Here is a 22119-nt window from a genome sequence, read left to right as displayed (position 1 = left end):
CTCAAAGTCTCGCAAAATCGACCTGTCAGATGGTTCATACAAGCAAAATAAGGCGTTAAAGAGGTGGGATTATGCTGAAGATCAGCAAACTGACAGATTACGGGATCGTGGTACTTAACCACCTTGCCCAGTCGGCCTCGTTGCAGCAATCGACCGACGACATAGGTCTTGCTACTGGTTTGGCTACCGCAACGGTACGCAAAGTGATGAAAGCACTGGCCGATGCCGGCCTAGTGATTACCCGTCGCGGTGCTCATGGAGGCTATCGTCTAGCTCGTTCGCCATTGCAGATTAGCGTACTAGATGTTGTAGAGGCCTTCGAAGGCCCAGTAGCTCTGACTGAATGCAGCACTGACGACCATCACTGTGATATTACCGAAAACTGCTCGCTCGCCAGTAACTGGGGTGGGATCAATCAACTTTTGATGCAAGTACTATCGCGGGTAACGTTAGAAGACTTGCGCAACCCACAAGTGCAAGACAGGTTGTATCGGGAGTTAGTGCAGCAATCGCCGCGGATACAGTTGCTGAATTTGTGAAGGAGTATCTTTTTAAATGCTGTTGCCGACGTATTTGGTAGGAGCGACGCAACCAACGTTTTTTGTTCGGAGTTACGAACTTGCTAGGTGATCTTGGTCAGAATTATTCACCCAGCTTATTCACATTGTTGGTTTTTCTAGCTCTTGAATCAGATAGCTCAATTCGTCGGCTTTTTCAGAAAACAGCGTCTGTGCATCAGATAGGCCTTGGTTGTAAAAGTAGGCTCCGATTTCTTTAGCGAAAAAGTCGATTAAAAATTCAGCTTCAAATCCACCGATATCTTGATGAAATTCGGCTTCGAAATAGTTTTTTACTTTGTGGATCACTCGATCTTTCTCTTCCGTAGATAATTTAATATCGGCCATCGTTACCTCTCGGTTTATCTGCGTTATCGCGAACGTCTATATTGCAGGTTTTAGCATTTTGAGCAATGTTTTTGCTCATCATCGCCAATCGCGGATAAGATCCGCGCTTACACACTCTTATGCTCATTATGCTAGATCCACTACTGCAGAGGTGATTCGCTCGCAAGAGACTCGTGTTGCTCAATAAATCCATGCCCCGAAAGCCGTTGGCCTATATAATCAGCCTATTGTTTTCATCCCAAACTCAATAGGAATCCGCGTGACACCTGATTATCTCGATCGTTTTGGTGGTATTGGTCGCTTGTATGGCACCGCTGGTTTGCAGCGTTTGCACGCTGCGCATGTATGCGTGATTGGTATTGGTGGTGTAGGGTCTTGGGCGGCGGAGGCTTTGGCACGTTCGGGTATTGGTCGCATTACCTTGATCGATATGGATGATATCTGTGTGACCAATACCAATCGTCAGATTCATGCGATGAAGGGCACGGTAGGGCAGTTGAAGGTCGAGGCTGTGGCCGAGCGTATTCGTTTGATCAATCCTGAATGCCAAGTTGAAGCGCGTATGGCGTTTGTAACAGCTGCAAATTTGGAAGAAATGATCAGCACGGATATGGACTATGTAGTGGATTGCATCGACAGCGTGAAGAATAAAGCGGCGCTGATCGCTTTTTGTAAGCGTCGTAAAATTCGTATTGTGACTACCGGTGCAGCAGGTGGGCAAACCGATCCTACGCAAATTCAAATCGGTGATTTAAATAAAACCTTCAATGATCCATTAGCGCGCAAAGTGCGGTCGTTATTACGCCGCGAATACAATTTTTCGCGTAATCCATCACGTAATTATTCGATTCCGTGTGTATTCTCGACGGAACAGCTGCAATATCCACAGGCGGATGGCACTGTGTGTCAGACCAAGCGTTTTGATGGCGACAGCACACGCTTAGATTGCGCCAGCGGTTTTGGTGCGGCCACCATGGTAACCGGTACATTTGGCTTTGTGGCTGCGTCGCGTGTGGTTAAGCGTATTGCAGAAGATGCGGGGAAAAAGGCATGAGTAAACTTGCGTCGTTATTAATGGATTTACTCTGCCATATTACGATTGAGCCGGATGATGGCCTGAATCCAGATGACACTGCCGATCTGCAAATTGATACGTGGCAGGCCTTGATTCACGATCTCGATAGCGCAGAATTGAGTTTAGTGAAAGCCGCGGCGCAGGCCAAGCTAACCGTGTTAGCAAGTATCGCAACGCCATCGCCAGACGAAGAGCAATTGATGGCGATTCTTGATGCCTTTATCAATGATGAGCTGCAGTAGACCCGTGCAGTTATCTAAATAGAATGTTGGGCATTTTCTGCCAGAATTCGACAATATGACCCCTCGATGTTTCTGTGGGTCTACTATTCCGTGTGTTTCCCCGTAACTGTCCGAACCTAACCTCAAAGCTAGGTTCTTATCACTGGTAGGATGTAGGACTGTTTGCGTTGATGAGGCATTCCTCGCGGCGGCATAACTTTTTGGCAAAGGATTATAACAATGACAACTCTCACGAAAGTTTTGGGGCATGGCGCGGTTGCGATGGCAATGGCACTGAGTTTAACGGCGTGTAATTGGGGTGATGAGGTTATCGACGAAATCGGTACTGATGATCCAACAACGGATCCAGTCGATCCAGATCCGGTTGATCCAGCGCCAGTTGATTTGTCAGGCTTACCGGCTGCGAACTCTGCGTTAAGCACCACCTCTCCAGAAGGCATCTGGATGTTGATAGCGACTGAAAACTCAACGCTACCAAACGATGCCGACAGCATGAACCCGTTTAATTTTACCAGTACTAGCCGCGAGCTAGTCGCTATCAGTGCCAATGCTGATGGTATTTATACTGTTACTCGTTGTGAGAGCGGCTGGCGTGATGCGTATACGTTAACTGCTACCGCTGATGGCTATACCGCCACTCTAAGTGAAACGACAGCGGCTGATTCTTCTGGTGTGTCTTACACCACAGATACGAATTTCACCGTTGCTTATAGCAGCGATTTCCAAACACTCACCGTGAACGGCAGTGCGATTACCACTCCAGTAGGCGAGAACTTAACCTTAGCGATTGAAGGCGTAAAAGTCAGCGACAGCACTGATTTCTCCGCGGCTCCGGAATTAACCTACACCTACAACTTGGATTACACCAATTTGGGTACGGCAGGTGAGCAAACGTCGGCTATCGCGCAGTGTATTGGTGTGCAAACGGCAACGAAAACGACTGAGCAACCGAATGATGTTTGGCAGGTGGATCAAAGCGAATACACCTTTTACAACGCCAGCAATCAGCAGCTTCAGTACTATCGTTTTGATCAAAACATTGATGGTGTGATTACCAATACGTTAGGTGCGACGATTAATACCGCCGCGGTAACGACTTTGTACATTAATACCTGCAATGACACTGAGCCAGATTGCAATGCAGCTGCGAACTGGACCGAGGCGATTTCAAACGATGCGACGACCGTTGCCTTTGATGTTAATTACGAAGTAGTGAATAACGACTATGTGATTAATCCATTAGCGTTAACGCCGTTTACTGCATTCTTGTGGCCACACGATGGTGACTTTATGCATGGTGCTGCTTCTGTGGTTATTAACCCCGTTGCTCCTTGATATTAAGTGAAATATTAATTTGCTGTTGATTAGCAAATAATAAAAACCCGCGAAAGCGGGTTTTTTTATACTTGTTCGTTGGTCATTCTGAGCACGGCTGAGCTTGGCGTAACCGCTATTTATTAACCAGTCGTAATGCTAAGCTTTCGAGTCATTGGTTCGCAGCGGGTGGATAAGGGTGTCACTGGATTACCGTGAGAAAATAGAGATTGAGCAGTTACGGTCTATCGAGCAACAGAGTCAAGCATTGACCATACGTTCCCAGCCGGCCTCAAGTTTTGAGGCATTTCTACGTCAGCGAGTTTCACAGAGTAAGTTACAACCTGAATTCGAGAGTGCGCTTGACCAAGCGCAGCATTGGTTTCGAACCTTATTGTTGGGTAGTTGTTTGCTGGCTGGTCTAGCGGGTATGTTCGCTGTTGTTCAAGCTGTTAGCGGTGCTGGCACTTTGAATGTGTTTTGGGTGTTGATGGTTTTGTTAGGCTTTAATCTGTTGTCGTTTGTGCTTTGGTTGCTGTTCACTTTTGTATTACGTACACCGGCAAGCAGTCCGCTGGTGTCGATATTTATGCCGTGTTTGAACTGGACTATAAAGCTGGCGGCAAAGGAGCATTATTCGCAATATGCGAGCAAAACTTGGTTGCATATTCAACTGTCCAATCCGCAAGGCAAGTGGTTTATAGGGCGGGTCGTGCACAGCGTTTGGTTAGGCTATTTAGCGGGCGGTTTTATCGCCTTATTGTTGGTATTGATGACGCGCCAATACGATTTTATTTGGGGGTCAACCATATTAGACCAAGCAGCGTTCCAGCAGTTAACCGCTTATTTAAGCTTTCCTATGGATGTTATTCACTGGCCGACCCCCTCGGTTGATGAGGTTATTGCCAGTCAGCAAGGGCTAAATGAAATGAGTTCAACCTTGCGTTCTTCATGGGCCTATTTTTTGTTGGGATGTTTGCTATTTTACGGTTTATTTCCTCGGCTAGCGGCATGGGTTATGTGTCGCATACTCGACGCCTTTCAATTGCGTCGGTTTTCTCTGAATTATCAAGATCCTTATTATCTTGCGCTGAAACGTGAATGGCAGCCGCTGAGTAGCCAAGGTCATATATTAGATGCCGACAGTCGTGGGCAACCTCATCAGTCATTGCAGAAGACGAAGCAAAGTCTTCAAGCGTTACCTAGCGAAGCGCTGTACTTAGGTGTTGAACTCCCTAACTTACTGGTTACCCGAGTTTCATCTCAGTTGACTACTCCAGTAATGGTTAATGTGGTTAATAAAGATACAACTGACCAAGCATTGGCGTTTATTAAAAATAGCGTGGTTAGCGTGGTGTTTTTGGTCAATGCTAATAAGCCACCCGACCGTGGGACATTGCGGTTGTTGCAGAGCCTGATGCCGAAAGGTAAGAAATATTGGCTCGGGTGTATTGAGGATGGGGCAATGCGGATTGCTAGTGAAAATACTTATGCACAATGGCAAGAGCAGGCGCAGATGTTGAGTATTCAGCCTCAACACTGTGTGTTATTGCAAAGTACGGATGACGCTCATGACTAATAAGCAGATTTCGTTACCCATCATATTAAGCGTTGTTGGGCACACCAATACGGGTAAAACCTCGCTAGTGCGTACGCTCATGCGCAATTGTGATTTTGGTGAAATTGATAATCGTGCTGGTACTACACGACATGTCGAGTCGGCGCAGATTTTTCTAGGCGATAAAGCCTTTCTCGAATTGCGTGATACGCCCGGATTAGAAGACTCCGTAGCGCTGGCTGAGCGTTTGCAAGCACTTACATCGGCACATTTGTCGGGGCGTGATACGCTGCTTACCTTTGTAAAAGACTCTGCTAATAAAAAGGAATTTGATCAAGAGCTGAAGGTACTTAATCAAATTTTGATCAGCGATATTATTTTATATGTGATTGATTGCCGCGAACCCGTATTGGAAAAATACCTCTTTGAGTTACGGTGTTTGAGCATGGCTGCAAAGCCGATTATTCCAGTGCTTAATTTTATTGAAAAGAGCGGAAATCACAAAACTGAATGGCGTAAAACCTTAGCCGATTTTAATTTCCATTCCTTGGTCGAATTCGACACGGTAGCATTTAGCTTTGATGCGGAAAAACGCTTGTATCGAAAGTTCCAAACCGTACTTGAGCCCTATTATGCGCTGCTAGAAACCTTTATCCAGCAGCGCGAAGAAGATTGGTTGGCATTAAGGCACGCATGTATTCAATGCAGTAGCGAATTTATGCTGGCAGTCAGTAAAATTCAGGTGACTGTAGATACCACTACGGCAGACAAAAATGCTGAGGTTGAGGCCTCCGCTCGACTACAAAATACGGTGCGAGTTAAAGAAAAAGAACAGCTAGGGCGCATTTTACAGTTACTGCAGTTCTCTGCAGATGATATCCAATACGCCAATGTCCCAATTAAAGACGGGCGTTGGACACTGGATTTATTTGCCCCAGAGGCATTGAAAAAATTTGGTATTGATACCGCGTCTGCTGCGGCAACGGGTGCTGCTATTGGTGTCGGTGTTGACGTCATGCTCGCTGGCTTGAGTTTAGGTACGGCAACGCTTGCCGGCGCCATTTTGGGTTCGTCCTGGAGTACCGGTAAGCGGTTTGGTAAGCAACTATTAGCAAGGTATCGAGGGCAGTATGTCATTGGGCTTGATCAGCCAACGATAACCTTGTTACTTGCACGTCAGGCGCATTTGTTGGATGCCTTGTTTCATCGCGGCCATGCTGCACAGCAGCAACTTATGCTGGGTGACGATAAGGTGACCAAACTTGATTATTCTGAGCCGCTGCAAGTGTTAAAAAAGGTACAGAATTTGGCGGTAAGTGATGATGAAGAACTGGAAGCAGATATCACACAGGTGTTAAACAACTGGTTTACAACGGTGATATCTGCATAGAAATGAGCATTTAAATCAGGCGCTAGCCTTCGTCGTCGTATTTCGATTTGCCTTTAAGCTGCTTTAGCAGACTCTCCGGTATGGCGTTAACGATAAGACGCTTATTGGGTGCGTCGAATTCAATGCCTTCGCCCATCAAGTTAGCGGAAAAACTAATGCTTAAATCTTTGTTCTTACCGCTGTAACGAATAAATCCACGTAATTGTTTTCTATCTGGGATTAACTCGGCTTTTACCGCTTCGGCCACTTCAATCATTGGCGCTCCTTGGGCGGCTAATTGCTCAGGGCTTAGGCCCGAATTACTGCGCTGTTGTTGGCGCGTTTCTTTTTTCTTCTCGATAATGTAATGCGAAAATGCTTCCGCTGGATGTGATTTGGTTTCGGCGGCTAAATGATCAGCAAGCTCATCAAATACAACGGGTTCACCGCGTAAATCATGCTCCATGCAGTAGTCCACCACTTTGGCCTTGTACTCAAAGCGTTGTTCTTCAGGCAGCGTTTGGCTGTATTGATCCACTATCGACAAAAACTCTTCAGTTTCGGCTTGGGTGTTGAGGGTATCGGTAAAACCAATGCCTGCAGCCATATGATTTTGCAGTGGCTTATCACCGCGCCCAAATGAGAAGGTGATGTACTTGCTATCACTATCTTGCTGCCAATCCGTTAGGTTAATACAAACGCCAAAGCCAGTATTGGAGAAGTCGATGTAGCGCGTTTCCGTCAGGCTCATGTCCGCACCGACGCTCACACTCTCTTTGTGGCGTAAGTGAAATACATACAGCTTGTCGTGATCAGCTAAGGTTTCGTAAAAATAGGCAAGATAACCTTCCATCTCAAATTCACTGCTATCCAGAGTCGAGCTTAAGTGCTCGGTTAGGCGTTTGGAGAAGCTTTGGAACGACATGCCATCGCGTTGCCAATCTTTGATGAGGCCGCGCACCGTCGGCTGTTCGTCGGAGAATACGCCATAGCGTTTGCCGCTGCGTTGCATCAGTATGCCTTTCAGCTGAGAAGCCGCTTGCTGATAATACGGCGCTAGCGCACCTTCGTCGGCATTGCCTTCTAGCACGCTACAGTTAAGTTTCGCCGCCGGATCGTTGCTCGCTTTAGCGATTTGGTGGGTAATGAAAAAACGTAATGCCATGATGAAGATGCCGAATTTGAGAGCTGCATATGATAACACGGCAAAATGCTCTGACACCGTTATGGCGATAGTAATTCATCCTTCGATTTCGAGCATTTCAGCGCTGAGAGCGTTACACTTAGGTCTTTACATGAATTGCTTTAGCCTTTGTATTGGAACTTCAGATGACTTACTCATTATCTAGCAAAAACCGTCAAGCATCCTTGGCGTTATCCGACAATAAGCGTTACGAACTTTTTGTTCGCAAAGTGGCAGAAGAGGGTGAGATTTGGAGTCTAGCGAATGACGAAGGTTGGGTAACCGTTACCGGCGAAGATGGTGAGAACTGCTTGCCTGTATGGCCGCATCCAGACTATACCTTGGATTGGGCGAATGGCGATTGGGCTGACTGCAAGCCAAAGATGATAGATCTAGCGACTTGGTTAGAGCGCTGGACTCCGGGCTTAGATCAAGACGAAACCTTACTGGTAGTACTACCTAATTTGAAAGAAGAGGCGGTTTTAGTTGATCCGCTGGTGCTGGATGAGGACATTCGGGCAGCGTTAGAAGCGGCCGAGTAAATGGCATTGGCTGCAGGCCAATGCATCTAACCGCACCGTTAGAACGTACTAACGAGTAATCAATGTATTGCAACGTATGTTTTGGAGAGCGCTATGACAAGTACAGTAAAATTTAAGTTTATTTCACGGGGTATGAAGCAGCTAACCTTGCTGGCAATGCTTGCTGTGTGCAGTGGCGCGCAAGCCGCTCCAGAAACCGCGGCGGTGGTTGATGAAGGCGTTTATCCTGATTCATGTCCAGCGATCTTTCATCACACTATGAAACAGCTGCACAGTAGTAATATGCTGAACCTGTGTGATGTGACCAATGGCCACCCGGTATTGTTAGTTAATACCGCTAGCCATTGTGGGTTTACCGATCAGTTTGGCGATTTGCAGAAGATTAACGACAAGTACAGAGATAAAGGTTTAGTTGTTATTGGCGTATCGTCGGATTCGTTCAATCAAGAAGCCGACGATGAAGCAGAAGCGGCCGATGTGTGCTTTAAGAATTTTGGTGTGAGTTTTACTATGCTCGCCACTGTGCCGGTTAAAGGCTCTAATGCGCATCCTCTATTTAAAGAAGTTGCTGAGCAAGATACAGCGCCAAAATGGAATTTCTACAAGTACCTGATTGATCCAAGTGGAAAAATTGTAAAATCACACTCTAGCTTTAAAGTACCTAGTGATAAAGAAATCGAATCTTTATTACAGCTGTAACAATAAAAGAAATAAAAGGCGGGTATCGGTATAGATGCCCGTTTTTCATTTCTAAATACTATTTTGGGAATAATTTTTTTTGCTATGACGTTTGCAGATATTACAAGTATTGCACCACTTGATTGGTATGCCATTTTCTCTGCCCTAGTGTGCGGCACGATTATTGGTCTCGAACGTCAACTTCGCGGTAAGCCCGTGGGCATTCGCACGTCGTCTTTAATTGTTTTGGGCACTTATGCTTTTGTTGCTCTATCACAATCCCTCAATAACGAAGTAACAGACACAACCCGTATTATAGGGCAGGTGGTCACAGGGGTTGGGTTTTTGGGCGCTGGGGTTATGCTATCGAAGGACGGTGTGGTCATGGGGGTGACATCAGCCGCTACTATTTGGGCGCTTGCAGCGATCGGTGTCTGTATTGCTGTCGCAGGCCATGTGGTTGCCATTAAATTAGCCGTATTGGTCGTGCTTATCTTAGTGGGTGTTGATATTCTCGAAAACTATTCCGCAGCGCTTACTCGTGGCGTGCATTCTAAAATAACCGATTGGCGTAAGCGTCGTTAAGCGTTTATTGGTTAGATTCTAGGAAAAATTTAATGATTTGCGGTTTTGACTACGGCACTTCCAACTGTGCCGTTGGTGTAATCAATTCAAAGCATGAAGTGCGCTTGTTGACGTTAGATCAAGGCAAAGCCTTTATGCCATCGGCCTTGTATGCTTTGGAGCGAGAGTTGATTTGCGAGGCGGTCGCAAACACTATCTCATTGCCTGAATTACAGCAGCAGTTTATTGATTTACGCGTTAATCCTTTGGCGCAAGCTCGCCGTGTACGTCGTGAACATGATATTGCTGGTGATGAAGAAATATTATTTGTCGGTTCAGAAGCCTTTGAACAGTATTTTTCTTTTCCGGAAGAAGGCTATTTTGTTAAATCTCCTAAATCTTTTTTAGGCGCTAGCGGTTTACGTCCTGAGTTTATTCACTTTTTTGAAGATATTGTTACGGCCATGATGCAGACGGTAAAGTGTCGAGCAGAAGCTGATTTAGGCCAAGAGCTTACTCATACCGTGATTGGTAAGCCCGTTAACTTTCAAGGAATGAATGCCGAAAAGAGTAATCAACAGGCGTTAGATATTTTGCGCGTAGCAGCGCAACGTAGCGGCTTTCAACAGATTGAGTTTTTATTTGAACCTATTGCTGCGGGTTTGAATTTTGAACAGAGCTTAACCACCAATAAAACCGTGCTGGTTGTTGATGTGGGTGGTGGTACCACCGACTGTGCCATGGTGCGTATGGGTCCTGATCATCGTGACAAGGATATTCGCGACAACGATTTTATCGGTCATAGTGGTGAGCGTATTGGTGGTAATGATTTAGATATTCAGATCGCTGGTAAGCAGTTAATGCCGTTGTTTGGTATGACGGCTCCGCTAAAAACCGGTAAGCCGATGCCAATGCAAACTTTCTGGAACGCAGTGAGTACTAATGACGTCGGTGCGCTTGCTACTTTTAATAGTTTGGATACAGCCTTATATCTGGATCAGCTGCAGCGCGATTGTGCGCAGCCTGAATTAATCAAACGCTTTATAAAAATGCGTGAAGATAAGCAAAATCACCATTTGGTGCGGAGTGCCGAGCAGAGTAAAATTGCTTTGTCGGATGTGAGTGAGTACGAATTAGATTTAGCCTATATCGAAGCTGGCTTAGGTATTCACCTTACCCGTACTGACTTGGCGCAAGCAATTGCTTGGCCGCTAGAAAAAATGACCAATTTAATGTCCGAAGCAATCAATCAAGCAGGTACGCAACCGGATTTAATATACATTACTGGTGGTAGTGCTAAGTCGCCTGCCATTCGTCATGCGGTTGAACAAAAGCTAGGTAATATTCCGGTGTTAGACGGCGATCACTTTGGTAGTGTGGCCGCAGGTCTAACCGTGTGGGCTAATCGTTTATTTCGCTGAGATAATATTTAGCCCAAGCTACTCTTGAAATATTCTTGGATTCCAGCCAGTACCGCATTGGTGGCAACCGACGCGAGAATAAGGCCCATAACACGGCTTATAACGCTGGCTCCAGCCTCGCCAATGATTTTCAGAATCCGAGAGCCAAGTAGCATAAAGATTAAGGTAATCGCTAAGACGGATAGAATAATCATAGTAGTCACCAATTGGTGCATCCAAGAAAAACGATGATTATCGGTTAACAGTACCGCTGCCATCATGGCACCGGGAGAAGCAATTGATGGGATCGCGAGAGGGAATACCGCTGTGTGCATTCCCTTTTTTATCATGTTCAATTCTTCTTCTGGTTTGCTATCGCCAAACATCATGGTCATTGCAAATAAGAAAAGAACGATACCACCGGCCACTTGGAATGCCGGTAAAGGAATGCTCATCGCATCGAGTAAAAATTCACCCGCTATCACGAAAAATAGCAATACTAACGTTGCTACCCAAGTTGCTTTGATTGCTAGTTTTCGCTGTAGGGTGGGATCGGTATAACCCGCGGCTAGTGCCAAAAATACTGGGATAGTGCCAATGGGGTCGATAACAGACCACAGCAATACAAACTGTTTAACAACATCTTCGAAGCCGTTCATTTATCGATTCTCAAGGCGGTTGTAGTCTAATAAGCCTGCATTTAACGGGTCGTTTTTCTTGTACCACGCAAGCATTTGGTCGCTGTGCGTCCAGAATGCACTATCGGTTCTGCGCACCGCGAAGCGCGTAGCAAAGCGGTAGTAATCACTTTCGTCATCGAGCTTAGATATCGCGTCAACGAAGTCGTTCAAACGGAACGATGATAAACGATAAAATGCTGCAGGGTGACTACCCATTACACCCGGTACTAGCGTCAAATAATCTTCCTCTGGTAAGCGGTTTTCATCCTCATACAATAGCCCAGTAAGATTACTGTGGGCGCTATTGCGCAGCAGGGTATATACCTTTTGCGAGCCACTGTAGTCATCAATCATGATCATTGATATTTCAGGCATTAGGGTTGCTGCTCGGCCTTGAATACGATTGATTTTTTCTAATGCGGCTAGAATTTCAGGGGCGACTTTTGTGGCTAAGTCGTATTGATGCGAAAGAACTGGCTCCAGTTTATTACGTAGCATTTCCAGTAGTTCCAGTTTTGGCTGATCACTGTAATAGCGAATATCTGGATCAGATAGCACATGCGCTTCGTTGTCGACTAAGTGCTTTTTCACATCCTTGCTAGCATCGCGATACCAGTAGTTGGTCAGTTTAATGCGCTCGTTTTGGGGCAGCATGGTTAAGAAATTAGCTTCACCTTCCATACGTAAAAAATCCATATAGAGACGAGTCATTAATTGATGTCCTACATTTCCAAAGACATCGAATTCTGCGACCAGTAAGTAGTGAATACGCTCAAGTAACGGATAACCGACAATCCAAGCTGTTTTTGGATACTGGCCAACTAGGCCTTTCACCACAGTAGCACTGTCGAAATGACGTGTAATTGTTAGTGCAGCGTTCGGATTGTTGCCATCACCATCCCACACTAAGTCTAGATTCAGGTGCTTACCTTCAGGAAAACGGTCGAGCAACATGGAATTCTTCGCATCGAGATACTTACTGTGTAGGTTGGAATATCGCAGCCAGTTGGCGAGTATTCCGGTATTACTTTCCGCTTCACCTGGTAAACGTAGATTATTGCTTTGTTCAGCTAAAAACTTTCCATATTGTTCTTCGTCATAATCGTCAGGATCGACGAAAAAGGCCCAGAAATGATCATCAATAACATTGAGTGCTACTTGGCCACGACAGACTGGTCCCTTGATAAAGCCTTTAATAATGTATTCGGATTCCTCCAGCATGAAACGATAACGGCTATTGATTGGCAGTGCCTGAAAGGCGATAAAGGGATTGGCCGCAGTCTTTGGGTCGTAATCTGGAAGTACGTCGACCGTGTAGTCGGGCGTATTGAATAATGATTTCATCCAATCCATACGCTCTTCGTTCAGGCGATAGGGCATTAGTGTTTTAGCAACTACAGTGCTGGTATCGCGTTTTAAACGATAGTAAATGCGTTTAGCTCCTGGATCATCATATGGACGACGCGTCGCAACTGGGCGGATTGGTAATCCTGGCGCTGAATAAGAGCGTACCAGTTTGAAAAAATACTCAGGCTGTTGCTGGGGTTCGCTACCATTGAATAGTGGCTCTTCAGAGAAATACAGACTCGCCAGAAATAAGTGCTCGTACATATAACGACTAGCAAGCTGCTGTTTTAAGTCATCACTGTTGAGGTAGGCTTCCCAATGACTCACTCGCTGCTCCACAGCACGGGGTAGTTCTCTGGGGCTAGCCATTGGCGCACCGCGCTTGATCCAGTCGGTAAGTAGGCTATATTCCTCGTCTTTTAGTCCTGGTAGAGCGTAGGGCATTCCCCAAAGCGGATGATCATCTGCAAATTCATTAAACTCTTCACGAGTAGGGCATTGACGCTCACTATTCAAATGTAATTTAAAATCGTCGTCTAATAGGGTATCAGCGGGTAGTGGCTGGTTCTTTTTTAATACCAGCATTTGGTACATAACAGAGTTGGCTAGATTGATCTCGGGCGTTTGTGAGCGTTCGTTCAATACAGAAAAAAATCCTTTGTTACGCCATTCTTCTGTATTCTCAGCGTCGATACCTAATCGTGTAGGCTCGCTAGCGATTAAGCGTGTGCCGTTATAAATAGGAGTTTTTGATGCGCCACGCATTATCCCTTCTGCGGAGGATAGTTTGAGTTGGCAAGGAGCATCATAGCAAGAGTGACAAACCACACAGCGGTTTTCGAGTATAGGTTCGATTTGTTCTGTGTAGTAAGTCGCATTATCTGTATTGGCTAATGCACGGTGATCGGTAATAACCGTTTTACCGAAAAGAGATTCAACATTGGTGTTCTTCCAGTCTACCGCCGCGCAACCTGCCAGCAGTAACACCGGCAAAATGAGTTGGGTGATACGTACTTTTTTTAACAGGTCGAGCAAGCGATAAAACATGCAATTTAATCTCTTTAATAATTAAGCGTAAGCGTAAGGACCGCCTTTTTTTAGCGCTGCCTTGTATGCACTGAGTGCGTGAACTTTTTCCACAAATGCCAATACGTGTGGCAATTTACTCGCCACTTCTGAGCGGCTCATGGCTGCTTCGAGTGGGAAAATCATTTGGAAATCTGCGCCGCTAAGCTCGTCGCCAGCAAACCACGTATTCTTACTCAAATGATTTTCAATAAATTGCAGGTGATTGGTAACGTTTGGATCGACGTAAGATTTTAACACCTGATTAGCAATGCCTTTAGCGACAGGGCGAACAAAGAATGGCATAGGTGCAGATTTCACTTTCTGAAAAATCAGCGCCATAACCAAGAATGGCATTAATGATCCTTCGGCATAATGCAGCCAGTATTGTAACTGGTTGTACGCATCACTGCCGACTTCTGGCATAAAGCGGTCTTTACCATAGGTATTAATTAGATAGTCGATAATAACCGCGGATTCTGCGATGGTTTTGCCATTATCAGTAATCACGGGTGATTTACCTAATGGGTGAATAGCTTTAAGGCTTGGCGGCGCTAGATTGGTTTTAGGATCACGTTCATAGCGTTTGATTTCGTACTCAACGCCTAATTCTTCTAACAACCAGAGTATACGTTGAGAACGTGAGTTCTCTAAATGATGAAGCGTGATCATAGTAGTCCTTAAAAAAGTACGGTTATTGAGCGTGGGATACCAATAAACAGAAGGATGTTATAAACGACGTTCGCAACTATTTAAAGTGCTGAGAACGCCGTTATTGAGGTAAGACAGAGTGTTGCGGCTTAAAACAAAATCAGATTTAGCTGCGAAATTGGAATTGGCTCAATTTCGTACTGATGTTTGTTGCTAGTACTTCTAAATCTGTGCCGTTGCCTTGTATGACGCCTGCGGCTTCAAGAATATGATCTGATAGGTCTTTCAGATGAGTCATATTTTTATCAATTTCTGCAGTAACGGCACTTTGCTCTTCGGCAGCCGTAGCGATTTGGGTACTCATGTTTTCTACGTTATCGACCAAGGTTGTGACCTCGTCCATCTGCTGAGCGGTTTCTTCGACTTTCGTGAGGCTATCTTGAGTACCTAGTTCAGAATCTGTAATTGAATTTCGCACATTATTTACTTGATTTTGTAATGAGTGAATTTTCGCACGAATTTCTTCCGTACTTTGCGCAGTACGGCTCGCTAATGTTCTTACTTCATCGGCAACAACGGCGAATCCTCGTCCTTGCTCACCGGCTCGGGCGGCTTCAATCGCAGCGTTCAGTGCGAGTAGATTAGTCTGTTCCGCTATCGTTTGGATCACATCTAATACCGCTCCGATTCCAGTGCTCTCTTGTTCTAATAACGTCATGTTTTCGATTGAGTGTTGCATGTTCGTGCGTAGCGCTCGAATGGTCGTTCTTGCGTTGTCAGACATGTGATGACTCGCTTGAACCTTTATTCGGGTATCTCGCATACTATTTGCTGCGTGCTCTGCGTGAGTAGCTACTTCAGCAACAGAGGCACTCACTTCCGTGGTTGCTGTGGCAGCAGAATTAACCTCTTCATTTTGTTGATAGACTTGGGTGACGGTCGTTTGTGTCGCATCCTTCAATTGCATGGATTTTGCGGTGAGCTCATTTGATGTGTGTTGCATATCAGCCATGAACTCTTCGAGCTGCTGCATCAGGTCGTTCATTGCGTGCCCTAGATTAATAAATTCAACTTGACCTGTGGGGCTGAATCTGGCGGATAGATCGCGTTTTTCCGCTATTTCTTTAATTTTTTGAATAAATGTTAAGATAGGGCCAGTAATTCGTTTAGAAATTAGAACGCCTATAACAATCGCGAGAGAGGAGATGATTAATGTACCAATGGCTATATCGAGTATTAGTCTGTTAGTCATTGTTTCAATAGAAGTGAACGCCTCATTTACATTCAATTGGTTAATCAGTGCCCAGCGGGTGCCCAAGTAGTCGATGAACGTATACGAGGTTAAAGTCTCTTGCCCCAACGGACTATCAATGATTTCTGTTCCCTTAGATCCATTTAATGCCTTAGTAACTGCCAGTGTATCGGCCGCTTGTATACCAATACTTGAATCTCGAATAGCAATTTCACGGATCGTTTTATCGGGTGTTTTAACGGCCTTCAAAGCTTCAATAAAAGCGTCTTTATTCTCTACTAGCATTCGACTTTGGTTGCGAAATTTTTTGTCTGGGCCAACAAGGTAGGTTTCACCGGTTTGTCCGTAGCCGACGTCTTTCCAATTAAAATTACTCGTCATTATCTGGTTGATAGCATCTACAGGCATTTGAAATATTAGAACGCCAACTATTTCTTCGCCGTCCATGATTTTCTTAGAAATAAAAGATGCTGGTGCATTGTAAGAGGGCACGTACGGAGCGAAGTCGATGAAGCTCGGTTCTTCATTAGTCGCTTCCATTGCTTTGTTGAATGCCTGACCGAGACCAGAATCGGCATAAGCTCCAGTCTTTAGAGACGTCGCGAAATCTAATTCTTTAAAAACAGAGTACACGACGTAGCCATTTTTTGGCTCAACTAAAAATATATCGTAGTAGCCAAATCGTCTTTGAAGATCGTGCAGATAGGGGTGAACATACTGGTGAATTTTGTCGTATATAGTTTGATTTGGGCTGCTTATCATTAAGTCTTTTTGACCTAATGGATTTGGATTTTCTGCAATGTAGGCTAATTGCAATATTTGGCTAGTTTTGGGTAATTTATTCAACAAATCCGTTGGATTTGAATTGGCTCCTTGATTCAGAGATTGGAACTGGCGATCAAACTCGTTTTGGTAGTAATTGGATAATGCGCTCGATGTCGTTGTATTGATATCGGGTTGATAATTTGTAAATGCGTCACTTAAGGTCGGTAGAATATCGACAATTAGAGGATTTTGACTGACGCTGGTTATTTGATTGGAAATGCTATCCAAGTAATCTTGAATTCTAGCTTTGGTTTGTTCTCGCTGACTAACTAGGCGTTCATTGACCTGTTTCAGCATACTATCTTTTGCAACAGACGTACCTGTAATTAGGCTAATACCAGATGTAACGACTATCGCTAGGATCGTCGTGATTGTGATTACAAGTACAATTTGTGTTTTGAGCTTCATCAAGAAACACCATTTAAAAGCATTCCCCTAAGAGTAGAATATATCCAGCATAGTATTGGCGATTGGAATATAATACCGCCTATCAAGAACATGTCTTTTGTGACTAATATTAAGCAATGAGAAAGAAGAGAGATATTTATGGAGCGTGTTGAACGCGATTTCTATGCTCGTGAGCAAGAAGATCAAGAAGCCTTTTTGAGCCAAACATGGTGTAACACCTGTATGGAAGCCGACTTAGGCATGAAAGATCCAAAAGAATACGAGCAAGATGGCGTTATCTTTGTTGAAGGCGCATGTGTTAAGTGTGGCGAGCCAGTGTGTACTGAGATTGCTGATGACGACACCGACGGCGAGTGGGAAGACGAAGCTTAATTGCTGACCGCTGCACTCGGCAGTGCGACTATGCCGAGTGCATACGTAGCTAAGCCGAGTGCATACGTAGCTAAGCCGAGTGCAGCAGCATGCCACTTAGTTGCGGCTAATGTAGCTCAAAATTTCTACAATCTGTTGCGGAGTTTCGCACACTGCCATTGCCGCAGCATCGACCTCCTTTAATGGATGCGTTAGCGCTGGATCGTGTTGGACAATTAAAGATTTCCCTAGAGCTGCTGCATAGCCTGCATCAAACGCCGCATTCCATTGCTTGTACTTATCACCAAATCGCACGACTACAATGTCGGCATCGCTGATTAACTTGCGGGTGCGCAAGGCGTTAATCTTGGCGGCTTTGTGATCTTTCCAGAATGGTGTCGCTTCAGTTCCTAAAATCTCATCGCCACAATCATCGCTCGAAGCGTGATCGGTATTGGGCGAGGTTAGGGTTACTTGTAGATCTTTCTCGGCAATACCGCGGGCGATCTCATCACGCCAATCAGTATGAATTTCGCCAGATAGATAAACGGTCAATTTCATCGTTATTCCTCTTTTACGAGTTTTGTTCAGCTTGTAAACGCAACGCTGCTTTTTGCCAGCGTGTGAACAGCATGGAAGTGACAAATACGGTGAGTGTCAGCGCGATTAGGAGCCAGCCCCAAAGCTCGGTGCCTTGGGTGAACAACACCGTAATCGCGAAGACAAAATACAGCATGATGACATACGCCAACCACGATGCCGCCTTGTGAGATTTCTTTAGCAAACCCGGAATAAATAGCAGTAACGGTAGCGAGCGCAAAGCCCAATACAAGGTGCCGGTTGCATACAACACTGTGGCGGAATCGAAGGTTTGTGGCGGGCTTCTAAAGGTATACGCTAACAACACTAGGAGCGTTCCTAAATAGCTTGTCAGCATGAGTTGATAGACGCGGGTTAATTTCATACATCCGCTCCTAGGCGCTTGGCCAAGGTTGCAATGCGCTTACCTTGAGCTTTGCAAAGTGCAATCTCGTGCTCAGATAGTTCATTGCTGCCATCCTGGCCGCTGTGATGGCTCGCGCCATAAGGCGTGCCACCCGTTTGGGTATTGGTTAAACCCGCTTCGCTATAGGGTATGCCTGCGAACACCATGCCGTGATGCAGCAGCGGCAGTACCATGCTCATTAGGGTCGTTTCTTGGCCACCATGCAATGACGATGTTGACGTGAACACTCCCGCTGGTTTATCGATTAGCGCGCCGGTTAACCAGAGGTTGCTGGTGCTATCGAGAAAATACTTGAGCGGCGCTGCCATATTGCCAAAGCGAGTTGGGCTACCCAATAGTAGGCCAGCGCAGTGTTTTACATCATCAAGAGTGCAATATATCGCACCTTCGCTCGGTACGGCTGGGCTGCTCGCTTCATTGGTTGGCGATACTTCTGCGACAGTGCGAAGACGCGCTTCAAAGCCTACTGCTTCGATGCCGCGAGCCATGTACTTGGCCATTTCTGCCGTTTTGCCATGGCGACTGTAATACAGCACCAATATATAAGGCTGAGACATTATAAAATTTCCAAAACCTGTTGCGGTGGACGACCAATGCGCGCGTTCTTACCTTTGATTACGATAGGGCGTTCAATCAGTTTTGGATGAGCGCACATAGCTTCGATTAAGGCGTCGTCACTTAGGCTAGTGTCAGACAGGTTTAATGCCTTGTAGTCGTCTTCTTTAGTGCGCAGCAGTTGGCGCGGCGTTAGGCCTAGTTTGGTGAGCACATCGCGCAGGGTCTCTGCGGAAGGAATGTCTTTCAGGTACTCTACTATCACTGGCGTGATACCTTGTTCTTCAAGTAAGGCAAGGGTCTGGCGCGATTTCGAACACCGAGGATTGTGATAAATAGTGATTTCGCTCATGCTTTCTGCTGTCCCGATTACATTTTCAATGCCGGTATTGTAACTACATTTTCAAAAGGATGCGCATGAAGCCCAGACTAAACCTGAAATGGCGTCGTACTGCTCAGATTATTTGGAGCACACTGACGCGTTTTGAAAGCATGGAGCGTCGCCGTGACGCTGCGGCCTTAACTTATACAACGCTGTTTGCGTTAGTACCTGTATTGACCGTAAGTTATTCGATCTTGAGTGCCTTACCGGCTTTGCAAAGCTGGGGCGAACAGGCGAATGCGCAGCTATTTGCGTATGTGATGCCTGAAGGCAGCGAGGTCATTTCGGAATATTTACAGCAGTTCAGTCAGCAGGCGCGTAAGTTAACTTGGGTTGGTTTGGTATTCTTATTTATCACGGCGTTTATGCTGCTGCAGACGGTTGAAACCCAGTTTAATCGTATTTGGAATGTACAAACTTCGCGCTCGAAGATTCAAACCTTTTTCCGTTATTGGGCGGTATTGAGTCTCGGTCCGCTCTTTTTCGGTGCTGCTTTTGCGACCACTTCGATTGTTGCATCTTTGCCGTTGTGGGGCGGCGATTTAGCCACTAGCGTTGAGTTTATTGCTCATTTGCTGCCTTGGGCTCTTAGCAGTATCGCTATTGCTTTGCTTTATATTGTGGTGCCTAACTGCAAAGTGCCTGTGCTGCATGCATTCATCGCATCGACGGTCATTGCCACTGTTTTTGAGTTAGCCAAATTTCTATTTAGCGAAACACTCGGAATGTTTCCTTCTTATAAATTGATCTATGGTGCGTTTGCTGCGGTGCCTTTGTTTTTATTGTGGATGTACGCGTCGTGGATGTTACTGCTGCTGGGGGCTGAATTGACGTTTAGTTTAAGTCATCACCGCGCGGCGAAGAAAAATGGTAATTCTGCACTAGAGCGTCTGCGCGTAGCGGCCACGCTTTATGAGGCCCAACAAAAAGGTGGTTTGCTCACTGAAGATCGCTTACGCAAACGCCTTGATGACATTGGAGCCGAGCGAATTTCAGCAATCTTAAGTGACTTTCAACAGCAACGTTGGGCTACCATCTCGCATGAACAAGAATGGACTTGGTTACGGGATCCGCGTTCGCTGACATTGGCCGAGTTTTTTGCGCACGAGCCTTTAAAGGCAATGAGCCAGATAGAGGGCAGTGGTAGTGTGAGCAACGATCCATTGAAACAACGCTGGGTGGCTTGGCAACAGGATTGGCAGAACACGATTACTGATGATTCAGGTCGTTCGTTAGATAGCTTGTTTCAGTAATAATGAGAAACCTTGATCACTAAGCTAGTTACTGCATTTTGGGTGCATAGAATCGAGTCAATTTAATTTAGTCAGGATGATTCATGAAGAATGCTCTGCAAGAGTCAAAGCTAGAAAACGCCTCTCCGGAAATTGCTGCACCGAGCGTGTCATTGCGAGTACATCCGTTGCGTTCAAGCTTGTACGAAGAGCTGCACAATCGACCGTCGCCGATTATTGATCGCGATTGTCATGTCGCACATTTCACCGTTAAGTTAAGCGATAATCGTCAGGAGATGTACGAGCACGTAGTCGATTTATGTCGGCGCTTCAGTGTGCCTTCTCCGGCGCCAGAATCGAGCTGCTTGTACCAAGATTTCGGTGGTTTTGAACTGCGTTGGGAACGCCACTTGGAGTTCGCCAACTTCACCTTCATTTGTTATGACTTACTGCCATTTGATGCCGATGCGTTGAGTTTCATTCCTAAAGATTGGTTGGCTGCGTTACCGGGTGAACTGGTGGTGGCGGTTAATATCTCGGTGTTGCATGAAGAACCTAATGAAACGTCGATTCGTCGCTGGTTTGAAGGGCAGCGTGTTTCGGGGGCGTGGGTTGCAGATGACAAAGCCCAGGTGTGGACGGCATTTAAGCTGCACAGTGACGGTTTTGGTCGTATTGTTACCTACAGTAAATCATTAACCAGTTATCAAGCTGGGCGCTTAATTCAGCGTTTGTGTGAATTAGAAACCTATCGTTTGATGTCGTTAATGGCGTTGCCGATTGCGCGGCAAATGGGTTCTGAATTGACTCGTATTGAAGACTCGTTAGCGACACTGAATCAAAGTATTTCAGAAATTGATGTCGATAAAGACGAACGCATGTTGCTGCAAGAGTTGTCGCAACTCGCAGCAGAGGTTGAACGTCATCGCTCGAATACTAACTTTCGCTTCTCTGCGGCGGTGGCCTATCACGATTTAGTGCGTGACCGTTTGCGGCAGTTAAAAGAAAGCCCAGTGGATGGTACCCAAAGCTTGCGTGAATTCCTTGAGCGTCGTTTAACACCTGGCATAAAAACCTGTAATTCGGTGCGCGATCGCTTAGAAGACTTGTCTCGACGTATTCACCGTACTACCAGTTTGTTGCGTACGCGGGTGGATTTATCCATTCAAGAGCAGAACCAACATTTACTGTCGTCAATGAATCGTCGTAGTCAATTGCAGTTGCGCTTACAACAAACCGTCGAAGGCTTGTCGGTTGTCGCTATCGGCTACTACATACTTGCCTTGCTAGGAATTGCGTTTGCTGGTTTGCATGATTTTGGCGTTCCAATCGAAGAGACAACCGGCAAAGCGATCGCTCTGCCGTTTGTTTTAGGGGCTGTTTACCTTGGTGTTCGCAGTTTGCGTCAACATATCACTCGTAGTAGTCGCGGTAATGAGCGGCAAAAAGATGACGCTAAGCGGTCGTGATTGGCCGCTAATATTCTTAACTTATTGATTTTAAAAGACCTTTATAGACTGGCTTAGTAATTGCTG

23 protein-coding genes are annotated in these 22119 nt (G+C 45.7%); 13 read left to right on the top strand and 10 right to left on the bottom strand.

Annotated elements, in window-relative coordinates; translation table 11 throughout:
* Nucleotides 1-71 precede the first annotated feature (71 nt).
* Nucleotides 72-539 (top strand): SUF system Fe-S cluster assembly regulator, encoded by a 468-nt coding sequence (locus tag TOL_RS11325; protein ID WP_015487466.1) that lies wholly within the window; start codon nucleotides 72-74, stop codon nucleotides 537-539.
* A 120-nt stretch (nucleotides 540-659) separates the two neighbouring features.
* Here the strand turns inward: TOL_RS11325 and TOL_RS11320 are convergent, their stop codons facing one another.
* Nucleotides 660-905 carry a DUF2164 domain-containing protein gene (locus TOL_RS11320; RefSeq protein ID WP_015487465.1) on the bottom strand — a complete coding sequence of 82 codons (246 nt, stop codon included), beginning with the start codon at nucleotides 903-905 and terminating at the stop codon, nucleotides 660-662.
* A 259-nt stretch (nucleotides 906-1164) separates the two neighbouring features.
* Between TOL_RS11320 and tcdA the strand changes: the two genes are divergently transcribed.
* The 5 genes from tcdA (at nucleotide 1165) to TOL_RS11295 (ending at nucleotide 6484) form a co-directional block, all read left to right on the top strand.
* Complete coding sequence (tcdA, locus tag TOL_RS11315) at nucleotides 1165-1959, top strand: tRNA cyclic N6-threonylcarbamoyladenosine(37) synthase TcdA (protein ID WP_015487464.1); 795 nt, start codon at nucleotides 1165-1167, stop codon at nucleotides 1957-1959.
* On the top strand, nucleotides 1956-2222 hold the full coding sequence (locus TOL_RS11310; RefSeq protein ID WP_015487463.1) for a hypothetical protein: 267 nt from the start codon (nucleotides 1956-1958) through the stop codon (nucleotides 2220-2222). The genes tcdA and TOL_RS11310 overlap by 4 nt, the downstream gene beginning before the upstream one ends.
* A 219-nt stretch (nucleotides 2223-2441) precedes the next feature.
* Nucleotides 2442-3557 (top strand): hypothetical protein, encoded by a 1116-nt coding sequence (locus TOL_RS11305; protein ID WP_015487462.1) that lies wholly within the window; start codon nucleotides 2442-2444, stop codon nucleotides 3555-3557.
* 178 nt (nucleotides 3558-3735) lie between these two features.
* On the top strand, nucleotides 3736-5115 hold the full coding sequence (locus TOL_RS11300; RefSeq protein ID WP_015487461.1) for a DUF2868 domain-containing protein: 1380 nt from the start codon (nucleotides 3736-3738) through the stop codon (nucleotides 5113-5115).
* The gene (locus TOL_RS11295) at nucleotides 5108-6484 is read left to right on the top strand and encodes a DUF3482 domain-containing protein (RefSeq protein WP_015487460.1); all 1377 of its coding nucleotides are present in this window, start codon (nucleotides 5108-5110) and stop codon (nucleotides 6482-6484) included. The genes TOL_RS11300 and TOL_RS11295 overlap by 8 nt, the downstream gene beginning before the upstream one ends.
* Nucleotides 6485-6506: 22 nt before the next feature.
* On the opposite strand, the gene TOL_RS11290 is transcribed toward TOL_RS11295, so the two are convergent.
* On the bottom strand, nucleotides 6507-7628 hold the full coding sequence (locus tag TOL_RS11290) for a nucleoid-associated protein (protein WP_015487459.1): 1122 nt from the start codon (nucleotides 7626-7628) through the stop codon (nucleotides 6507-6509).
* A 164-nt stretch (nucleotides 7629-7792) separates the two neighbouring features.
* Here TOL_RS11290 and TOL_RS11285 point away from each other — a divergent pair, with 164 nt between their 5' ends.
* From TOL_RS11285 to yegD, 4 genes are all read left to right on the top strand, one after another.
* Nucleotides 7793-8188: a DUF2750 domain-containing protein gene (locus TOL_RS11285; protein ID WP_015487458.1), complete on the top strand. Its 396-nt coding sequence runs from the start codon at nucleotides 7793-7795 to the stop codon at nucleotides 8186-8188.
* A 93-nt stretch (nucleotides 8189-8281) separates the two neighbouring features.
* A complete protein-coding gene (locus tag TOL_RS11280; RefSeq protein ID WP_015487457.1) occupies nucleotides 8282-8887 on the top strand; it encodes a glutathione peroxidase in 606 nt (201 codons plus the stop codon).
* A gap of 84 nt (nucleotides 8888-8971) precedes the next feature.
* Nucleotides 8972-9451, top strand: a complete 480-nt coding sequence (locus TOL_RS11275; RefSeq protein ID WP_015487456.1) for an MgtC/SapB family protein — start codon at nucleotides 8972-8974, stop codon at nucleotides 9449-9451.
* Between the two features lie 32 nt (nucleotides 9452-9483).
* A complete protein-coding gene (gene yegD / locus TOL_RS11270) occupies nucleotides 9484-10851 on the top strand; it encodes a molecular chaperone (protein WP_015487455.1) in 1368 nt (455 codons plus the stop codon).
* Nucleotides 10852-10859: 8 nt separating this feature from the next.
* Here yegD and TOL_RS11265 read toward each other — a convergent pair whose 3' ends face one another.
* The 4 genes from TOL_RS11265 to TOL_RS11250 all read right to left on the bottom strand — a co-directional run bounded on the left by TOL_RS11265 (nucleotide 10860) and on the right by TOL_RS11250 (nucleotide 17058).
* Nucleotides 10860-11489: a MarC family protein gene (locus TOL_RS11265; RefSeq protein WP_015487454.1), complete on the bottom strand. Its 630-nt coding sequence runs from the start codon at nucleotides 11487-11489 to the stop codon at nucleotides 10860-10862.
* Complete coding sequence (locus TOL_RS11260) at nucleotides 11490-13904, bottom strand: fatty acid cis/trans isomerase (protein WP_015487453.1); 2415 nt, start codon at nucleotides 13902-13904, stop codon at nucleotides 11490-11492.
* Between the two features lie 21 nt (nucleotides 13905-13925).
* Entirely contained in the window at nucleotides 13926-14594 is a 669-nt protein-coding gene (locus TOL_RS11255; RefSeq protein WP_015487452.1) for a glutathione S-transferase, read from the bottom strand.
* 145 nt (nucleotides 14595-14739) lie between these two features.
* Nucleotides 14740-17058, bottom strand: a complete 2319-nt coding sequence (locus tag TOL_RS11250; protein ID WP_015487451.1) for a methyl-accepting chemotaxis protein — start codon at nucleotides 17056-17058, stop codon at nucleotides 14740-14742.
* Between the two features lie 138 nt (nucleotides 17059-17196).
* On the opposite strand from TOL_RS11250, the gene TOL_RS11245 reads away from it, so the two are divergent.
* Complete coding sequence (locus tag TOL_RS11245) at nucleotides 17197-17430, top strand: hypothetical protein (protein ID WP_015487450.1); 234 nt, start codon at nucleotides 17197-17199, stop codon at nucleotides 17428-17430.
* A gap of 96 nt (nucleotides 17431-17526) precedes the next feature.
* Here TOL_RS11245 and TOL_RS11240 read toward each other — a convergent pair whose 3' ends face one another.
* From TOL_RS11240 to arsC, 4 genes are read right to left on the bottom strand one after another with little or no spacing between them, the layout of a single operon-like run.
* Complete coding sequence (locus TOL_RS11240; RefSeq protein ID WP_015487449.1) at nucleotides 17527-17970, bottom strand: YtoQ family protein; 444 nt, start codon at nucleotides 17968-17970, stop codon at nucleotides 17527-17529.
* Nucleotides 17971-17983: 13 nt separating this feature from the next.
* Nucleotides 17984-18373 carry a DUF2069 domain-containing protein gene (locus tag TOL_RS11235; protein ID WP_015487448.1) on the bottom strand — a complete coding sequence of 130 codons (390 nt, stop codon included), beginning with the start codon at nucleotides 18371-18373 and terminating at the stop codon, nucleotides 17984-17986.
* A complete protein-coding gene (gene wrbA, locus TOL_RS11230) occupies nucleotides 18370-18972 on the bottom strand; it encodes an NAD(P)H:quinone oxidoreductase (RefSeq protein ID WP_015487447.1) in 603 nt (200 codons plus the stop codon). Before wrbA ends, TOL_RS11235 begins: the two co-directional genes overlap by 4 nt.
* Nucleotides 18972-19322: an arsenate reductase (glutaredoxin) gene (gene arsC / locus TOL_RS11225; RefSeq protein ID WP_015487446.1), complete on the bottom strand. Its 351-nt coding sequence runs from the start codon at nucleotides 19320-19322 to the stop codon at nucleotides 18972-18974. Before arsC ends, wrbA begins: the two co-directional genes overlap by 1 nt.
* 65 nt (nucleotides 19323-19387) lie before the next feature.
* On the opposite strand from arsC, the gene TOL_RS11220 reads away from it, so the two are divergent.
* Entirely contained in the window at nucleotides 19388-20605 is a 1218-nt protein-coding gene (locus TOL_RS11220; protein WP_015487445.1) for a YihY family inner membrane protein, read from the top strand.
* A gap of 83 nt (nucleotides 20606-20688) precedes the next feature.
* On the top strand, nucleotides 20689-22053 hold the full coding sequence (locus tag TOL_RS11215; protein ID WP_015487444.1) for a DUF3422 family protein: 1365 nt from the start codon (nucleotides 20689-20691) through the stop codon (nucleotides 22051-22053).
* Nucleotides 22054-22119 lie beyond the last annotated feature (66 nt).

It is taken from the genome of Thalassolituus oleivorans MIL-1, from assembly GCF_000355675.1.
Classification (GTDB): domain Bacteria; phylum Pseudomonadota; class Gammaproteobacteria; order Pseudomonadales; family Oceanobacteraceae; genus Thalassolituus; species Thalassolituus oleivorans.
The sequence above is the reverse complement of the archived record's forward strand: the minus strand, read 5'-3'. Positions and strand labels throughout refer to the sequence as shown.

What these genes read in the sequence shown, in the direction of transcription:
- TOL_RS11325 (WP_015487466.1), top strand. Translation starts at nt 72, where the DNA reads ATGCTGAAGATCAGCAAACTGACAGATTACGGGATCGTGGTACTTAAC.
- TOL_RS11320 (WP_015487465.1), bottom strand. Translation starts at nt 905, where the DNA reads ATGGCCGATATTAAATTATCTACGGAAGAGAAAGATCGAGTGATCCAC.
- TOL_RS11310 (WP_015487463.1), top strand. Translation starts at nt 1,956, where the DNA reads ATGAGTAAACTTGCGTCGTTATTAATGGATTTACTCTGCCATATTACG.
- TOL_RS11305 (WP_015487462.1), top strand. Translation starts at nt 2,442, where the DNA reads ATGACAACTCTCACGAAAGTTTTGGGGCATGGCGCGGTTGCGATGGCA.
- TOL_RS11295 (WP_015487460.1), top strand. Translation starts at nt 5,108, where the DNA reads ATGACTAATAAGCAGATTTCGTTACCCATCATATTAAGCGTTGTTGGG.
- TOL_RS11290 (WP_015487459.1), bottom strand. Translation starts at nt 7,628, where the DNA reads ATGGCATTACGTTTTTTCATTACCCACCAAATCGCTAAAGCGAGCAAC.
- TOL_RS11285 (WP_015487458.1), top strand. Translation starts at nt 7,793, where the DNA reads ATGACTTACTCATTATCTAGCAAAAACCGTCAAGCATCCTTGGCGTTA.
- TOL_RS11280 (WP_015487457.1), top strand. Translation starts at nt 8,282, where the DNA reads ATGACAAGTACAGTAAAATTTAAGTTTATTTCACGGGGTATGAAGCAG.
- TOL_RS11275 (WP_015487456.1), top strand. Translation starts at nt 8,972, where the DNA reads ATGACGTTTGCAGATATTACAAGTATTGCACCACTTGATTGGTATGCC.
- yegD (WP_015487455.1), top strand. Translation starts at nt 9,484, where the DNA reads ATGATTTGCGGTTTTGACTACGGCACTTCCAACTGTGCCGTTGGTGTA.
- TOL_RS11265 (WP_015487454.1), bottom strand. Translation starts at nt 11,489, where the DNA reads ATGAACGGCTTCGAAGATGTTGTTAAACAGTTTGTATTGCTGTGGTCT.
- TOL_RS11260 (WP_015487453.1), bottom strand. Translation starts at nt 13,904, where the DNA reads ATGTTTTATCGCTTGCTCGACCTGTTAAAAAAAGTACGTATCACCCAA.
- TOL_RS11255 (WP_015487452.1), bottom strand. Translation starts at nt 14,594, where the DNA reads ATGATCACGCTTCATCATTTAGAGAACTCACGTTCTCAACGTATACTC.
- TOL_RS11250 (WP_015487451.1), bottom strand. Translation starts at nt 17,058, where the DNA reads ATGAAGCTCAAAACACAAATTGTACTTGTAATCACAATCACGACGATC.
- TOL_RS11245 (WP_015487450.1), top strand. Translation starts at nt 17,197, where the DNA reads ATGGAGCGTGTTGAACGCGATTTCTATGCTCGTGAGCAAGAAGATCAA.
- TOL_RS11240 (WP_015487449.1), bottom strand. Translation starts at nt 17,970, where the DNA reads ATGAAATTGACCGTTTATCTATCTGGCGAAATTCATACTGATTGGCGT.
- TOL_RS11235 (WP_015487448.1), bottom strand. Translation starts at nt 18,373, where the DNA reads ATGAAATTAACCCGCGTCTATCAACTCATGCTGACAAGCTATTTAGGA.
- wrbA (WP_015487447.1), bottom strand. Translation starts at nt 18,972, where the DNA reads ATGTCTCAGCCTTATATATTGGTGCTGTATTACAGTCGCCATGGCAAA.
- arsC (WP_015487446.1), bottom strand. Translation starts at nt 19,322, where the DNA reads ATGAGCGAAATCACTATTTATCACAATCCTCGGTGTTCGAAATCGCGC.
- TOL_RS11220 (WP_015487445.1), top strand. Translation starts at nt 19,388, where the DNA reads ATGAAGCCCAGACTAAACCTGAAATGGCGTCGTACTGCTCAGATTATT.
- TOL_RS11215 (WP_015487444.1), top strand. Translation starts at nt 20,689, where the DNA reads ATGAAGAATGCTCTGCAAGAGTCAAAGCTAGAAAACGCCTCTCCGGAA.